The 6,765-nt window shown below is 39.5% G+C and carries 2 protein-coding genes and 1 pseudogene; 2 read left to right on the plus strand and 1 reads right to left on the minus strand.

All coding sequences use genetic code 11. The features are described from left to right. Positions 1-127: 127 nt before the first annotated feature. A pseudogene (locus tag AC2TDN_RS26195) lies at positions 128-211 on the minus strand (IS3 family transposase); the annotation flags it as partial. 624 nt (positions 212-835) lie between these two features. On the opposite strand from AC2TDN_RS26195, the gene AC2TDN_RS26200 reads away from it, so the two are divergent. Then, positions 836-3,592: a carbohydrate binding domain-containing protein gene (locus AC2TDN_RS26200; RefSeq protein WP_484690697.1), complete on the plus strand. Its 2,757-nt coding sequence runs from the start codon at positions 836-838 to the stop codon at positions 3,590-3,592. A 34-nt stretch (positions 3,593-3,626) separates the two neighbouring features. Continuing rightward, complete coding sequence (locus AC2TDN_RS26205) at positions 3,627-6,392, plus strand: IPT/TIG domain-containing protein (RefSeq protein ID WP_484690698.1); 2,766 nt, start codon at positions 3,627-3,629, stop codon at positions 6,390-6,392. Positions 6,393-6,765 lie beyond the last annotated feature (373 nt).

A 6,765-nucleotide genomic window follows, 5' to 3' on the forward strand; every position in this document is an offset into this window, starting at 1 on the left:
AAAAAAGTTAAAGTCTGATCAAGTTCGAAACGTTCATTTTAGAGTAAATGGCAGAAAATTAAAGCAATTTTACGATCGACATCGAATAAGAGGTGCAGTGTCCACAATAAGGGTGTTTAACCGTTAGCTTGCACAGACGGTACACTTTCTTCTTGTTGATCTTCAGTTTATGGCGTCTTCTAAGAAGCACAGTAAGCTTGCGATAGCCGTACGCAGCGGTCTGGGCAGATAACGACAAAGATACCGAGCAGTGCTGTGAGTCTAGTGGTCGGAAGTGTAACAGGCTTGGTAGGTCAAGCTATGGATCCTACTTACGGACCTATTCCTAGGTCACTCACTTTGTCCAGTTCTACGCAAACGCTGTTAGAAGCAGGTGCGGGATATGGAATGGGAAGGTATTCAGCACCATTGAGCTTCGAAATAAATGTACCAAAAACAGCCGCAATAGCCAGTGTGTCTGGAACAGGAGGTAAGTATGTTGTGAACGATTATATAGGAACAATTGCAACCACCTATACTAGTATTTTCACTATAACCACTGTTTCAGGTTTGTAAGGAGAAAGTGCTTGTTAAAGATACTTAGCAGAGTAACTCTTATCATCTTGTACTCTAGCGTCAAAGAAGCTGATCTTGCTGGATATTATGCAGATCAAGCTTACATGCAGTAATTTAAGGGAGCTAGCTCCCTTATTAGATGCTCCAATAGACTTGGTGTATGTAATAAGGAAGGTAGACCTATGTTGTATACTGACCTAAAACTAACAGAGAGGGTAGCAGGGAAATTACTAATAGAGTGACTAGACAATCAAATCGAAAAGTGAAGGGGAAGTTAACAGTGCTAAGGAAAGTACTAACAACAGTTTTATTGGCATCATTATTACTATCGAACGTATCTGGAGCGTTGGCAGCAGAATACGGTAATACAACAGCTTGGAAGACAGACAGTACAGCAGGTTCTCCATTAGATGTGAGTAGTATAACTTTAGATGCTCCAGCTGGTAAGCATGGATTCCTAACTGTGAAAGACGGCCACTTCTATTTTGAAGATGGAACCAGAGCTAAGTTTTGGGGGACGAACGTTTCGTTCTCAGGCTTATTTATGACTCATGCACAGACTGACAGAGTGGTAGAAGATTTAGCCACTTCTGGGTTTAATGCATTGAGATTGCATGCTGCGGATCAACCTAACTACATGAAAAGCATATACAATCACTTCCGATCAAACACTCAGGAAATTGATGCAGAGCAGTTAGATCGTTGGGATTACCTTATCAGCAAATTGAAAGAAAGAGGTATCTATGTAGTCACTAATGTACACTCCGGAAGAAACTATAAAATGGCTGATGGGGTTGTAGACTATAATCAAATAGGTAACGGTTCTACATATGATTTATTCAATAAAAGGTTAGGAGACTTGTCAAAAGATTATGCTACCAAATTATTTAATCACGTTAACCCATACACAGGATTAGCTTTGAAGAATGATCCGGTTCTAGCTTCTGTAGAAATAACTAATGAAGACTATATGGCTAGATCATGGCAAGAAGGGAACTTAGACGGTACTGCTTCCTCTCAGAATTTAACTCCATATTATATGAAAGAGCTTACTACTAAGTTCAATAAGTTCTTAAAAACTAAATACAAGATACACGAAAATTTAGTATCTGCTTGGGATGTACCTGTATCTGCAACAAACGCTGTAGTAAATGGGAATTTTGAGCAAAGCTATACGGATAATTGGTTCACAACTAACAAGAATAATGCCACAGTTTCAGTAGTAGAGAGAAGTACTTATCCGCAAGAAGGGGCTAAGAACTTAAGACTACAAACTGTAACTTCGTGGGCCAATTACGACGATGTAGTTTTAGCTCAGAAAGGTTTACAGCTTAAGAAGGGTCATACATACGAGCTAAAGTTTGCAGGTAGAGTTGTAGGTACTGGTGGAGGAAATTTTAATACTCTTAGAGTGAGAATAGAAAATCTTAGCACTAAAGATACCTATGGATTAGACTCAAATTTCAGTATCGAGAATGTGTTAGATAACGGGGCTTGGAGATCCTTCTCTAAAACATTTGTTGCTTCAGAAAACACAAGTCTATTACCTGATGCTGCTATTACCTTTAACACTGGTTGGATGTACGGTAATATAGAATTAGATAATATAACAGTTAGAGAAGTTAAGCTCCCTGCCCTAAGTCAAGGAGAGAATTTAGATTATGGAACTATAAAAAGAACGGCTTGGGCTGACATCACGAAGTACACACCACAAAGAGCTTATGACGTAACCGAGTTCTATTACTCTACACTATATGACACTTTCACTGATATGAAGAGCTATCTAAAAACTAACGTAGGTCTAAAGATCCCGATCACTACGACTCAGAACTACTATAGCAATTGGGAACTAGAGGCCAGAGCTAATGCTGGTGACTACATGGATACCCATATCTATTGGGATCACCCAGATTTCCCTGGAGGAGTTTGGAATAATAATAATTTTACTATGAAGAATAATTCCTTGATCAGAGAAGGAGTAAGACCTTCTTCAGGAAATCTACGTTATTTGACTAAGTTCATTGATGCAGGCGGACAAAGCAAAGTAGAAGGAAAACCCTTTATTGTAACAGAGTGGGATCATGTAAATCCTAATGACTATGCTTTCGAAGGTATGCCTGTCATTACGGCCTATGCGCAGTTACAAGATTGGGATGGGCTATTCTTATTCACGTACTGTGGAACTTGCAGCTACGAAGATACTGATAAGATTAATTTCTTTGATGTTAAAGGGAATCCAGTAAAGCGTGCTCAAGCCATCTCCCATGCTGTATCATTTCTTAAGGGTTATGTAAAGCCGGCTGAAGAGAGTATAGTCGTGAACTATAACCATAAGGAAGTGATTGCCAGTAATATCATAAATGGTAAGTTGTGGACATTTGATCATAACATTGACCGTGATATGCCTACAGCTACTTTCTATGTGCATAGGGTATCTAAGAACTTCGGAGCAACGTCTACATCTCTGTACAGTGATCTTATATCTCCAGCGGAGGATTCCAAGATCGTATCTGATACTGTTCATGTAAGTGATACAGGTGAACTTACTTGGGACGGGTTAGTAGCAGGTAAAGAGCACTTACGAGTAGATACTCCTAATCATCAATCGGTTACTGGATTTATAGGTGGTAGCACTGTCAACACTAGCAATCTTAGTATAGCTGTTAATGGCGAAACTTATCCTTATGGTTCTGTGAGCCTACAGCCTGTGGATGGGAAAACTATAAATCAATCTGAGAATATGCTATTGACTATAGTGTCCAGATCGCATAATACAGGTGATGTTAAAGACGCAGGTAATGGATACACCAGTGCAGCTAACTGGGGAACTTATCCAGTATTAGTACAAGCCTTGACTGGTCAAGTAGTCGTAAAGACTTCTCTATCGGGAGTATCAGTAGTAACAGTTAATAAATTAGATCGTAATGGAGTTGTTACTGGACAATTAACAGCGACGCGTAACACGGCTAATAATACTGTGACTATAGATATACCATCGATGGATTCTCCGTTTTTTCAAATAGTAAAAGATTTTTGATTCATACCATAAAGATTAAAGGGGAACTATCTATATGAAAAGCAAGTTAAGGAAGATAAGTTTATTATTGGTGTCATCAATACTATTAGTGCAGATCTTAGGTATCTTTTTACCAACTCCAGTAGCTCAAGCAACAGTCGATACTGTAGTTTACTCGGAGAACTTCGATACCGGCACAATCGGATCTGAATGGGGTAAGACATCAGCCGGAATGTCATTAGCAGTTGATACAAATAATCATACTAGTGGTACTCATTCACTCATTGCAACTGGACGTTCTGCTAGTGCTCATGCTCCCTCCTTAAATGCTTTAGCTATTATGATATCGGAGCGTACTTATAGAATCGAAGCTTATGTGAGGGTTTCTGCAAGTTCCTCTACAACAGTGCAGATAGTTGTAGATCGGACTCCAACTGCACAATCTCTATTGACAGAGAAAGTAAGCATTGGCCCTATAAATACACTAGCAAGTGATAAATGGATTAAGCTCTCGGGAATGTACTCCTTTAGCGGTACAGTTGATCAGCTAAAAGTAAATTTCTTAGTGAATAATTCAAGCGGGTCTATTATGTTGGACGATGTGAGCATAACGGAAATAGCGCCTAATATAATCGAAGCCCCTAATGTAATTTCTGCTAACTTTGATGATAGCACTTCTCAGGGATTTGATAAGAATGGTTCATCCTCTGCTGTTGTTTCATCAGAACAAGCTAGGAGTGGTGGGTATAGTCTTAAGTCATATGCTCGCGCTACTACTAGCGCAGGATTACAGATAGCTACCCCGCTAGAGCCTATGGCTACTTATTTAGTATCTGGATATGTAAGAACTGAAAGTGGGGCTTCTACAATAAAACCAACCTTTCAGATTACATCAATAGGGCCTACTTACACTTATTATGGAACATTAAGTAGTTATCCTATTGACAGTAATGGTTGGACTTACTTCTCTGGACTACTTAGGTTCGATGATCCTAAACACAAAATAACTTCAAGCAGTTTGTATTTTGCTGTTAATGATGCTGCTTTAAATTATTACTTGGATGACTTTAAGCTACAAAAGGTAGCTGAACCAGTAGATCGATCTAACCCTGTAATAAGTTCTATATCACCAGCAGGTGCAAGAGTTGGAGACACGATAATTATTAAGGGTGAGGGCTTAGCCAAGTTCGGAGAGACTCCTAGTGTTACAATTGGTGGCACTGCCGTAACTCCTAATAATGTATCTAACACAGAGATTTCCGCTGTGGTTCCGGCAGGGTTACAGTTAGGTTCAAACTCTGTAGTAGTTACTACTCCGCATAACGGAAATAGTAATCTGATGATGAACGTCGTTTCAACACTGCCATCCTTAGTATCACTATCTACCTCATCAGGTACCGTAGGGGATACTATTACTTTGACTGGTAGTAATTTAGGAGCTACTAAGGGATCAGTAACATTTGGATCTATTAAAGCTGCGAATATAAAGTCGTGGACTGCCACTACTATTTCAGTAGTTGTACCTTCAGGGATAACAAACGGTTCTGTTAACGTAAGAGCTATCGCTCTAGATGGATCTGAGTCATCGGCATTACCTTACACGATTGGCGGGTTATCTGACACATCTGATACCGGAGCTATTATCTTACAAGACTTCGAGAATGGTTCTTTAGGTAATTGGTCAGCTGTCAATAATTTTAAAGTAGGCGTGTCTACGGACCAAGTTACTGATGGAACTCATAGTTTGATGGCTAGTGGGATGACAGGAACTTACAGCTCTTTAAGACTTGTCACAACTAACAAACTACAACTCAATACTTCTTACAGAGTGAAAGCAAAGTTACGATTATTAGCTGGATTGCCAGAGGATAAGATAACATTTGCTGTCGAAAGAAATCATATATCCGTACCGTACAGTAATACAGAGCTAGGATATAACAAAGTAAACGCTTCTGGTTGGACTCATATGGATGGGATATTTACAATAACGTCCCCAGCGAGTTGGACAGCTATAAAATTAGTAAACGTCAATGGGATTGGTTCGGGTTATTACGTAGACAGCTTCATTGTAACAAAAGCTAATACGATAACGTCGTTAAGTTCCCCCACCGCTAATCAAGGATCCTTAGTCACAGTAAACGGGTATGGATTTGGCAGTTCTCAAGATACATCAACTCTTTATCTAGATGATACAGCTCTAGCTCCAGAGATGTGGTCTGATACTTCTATCACTTTTAGGGTTCCGAATGATAATATCACAGGTGATAACAACTTGACATTAACTGTGGATGGGAGAGCTGTTTATACTAATCTAATAGTTATTCCTGCAGCCCCTATTTTATCATCTTTGAGTGTAACGTCTGGAGTATACGGTGATAGTGTAACATTAACAGGTGCTTGGTTCCGTGGAGATAAAGGTGCATCGCAAGTAGTGTTTGATTCTGTCTATGCTCCCATCGTATCTTGGTCAGAAAATGAAATTGTAGCTACAGTTCCTAATCTAGAAGCTGGGACAGTTCCAGTATCTGTGTATACTCCTAATGGTACTACTAGTAACTTGTCGTTTACAGTACTATCTCCAGTGGTAATGGGAAATTCTTTAACAGTATCTAAGAGTGCTACAACACTTATGGTAGGAGAAACTGCTCCAGTTGGCTTGATAACCCCCTTTAGTGATGGTAGGTTATCTAGTATAACAAACAAAGCAGTTTGGAGCACTTCCGGCAGTATAGTAGCTACTGTAGGTCAGGGTGTTATCACAGCACTGAAAGCAGGTACTTCAAATCTGAGAAGAGTATCTCTTGTAAGGAAATGGAAGTAATTATATCCAGTGTAATCGATATACCGATAAATCCTTCTCAGATGTAATTAACTCATACGCTTCTGATGCAATTAGCGTACGAGTAATTCAGGGAAATGATTCAGGTAAATTCAATCATAAGGGTAATGCTACTAGAGCGGATGCCTTAGCTAATACCTGAATCCGTGACCAATCTCTAATCTGGTTCTTTATACGGATGGAATTAATACCAGCCACATCCAATTGAATCTTTGGGTAAATGAGGGTAACTCAAAGTAGAACCCTCGTCTAACAGCGTTCTTGCAGGTTGTATTCTGTTAGCTCCAATCATCTTAGTTGCCAATAGATTCGCTTTAGTTGCGGGAACCAAGGACTCCATCGTCCAAAGCATAGT

Source organism: Paenibacillus sp. Y660 (genome assembly GCF_057221575.1).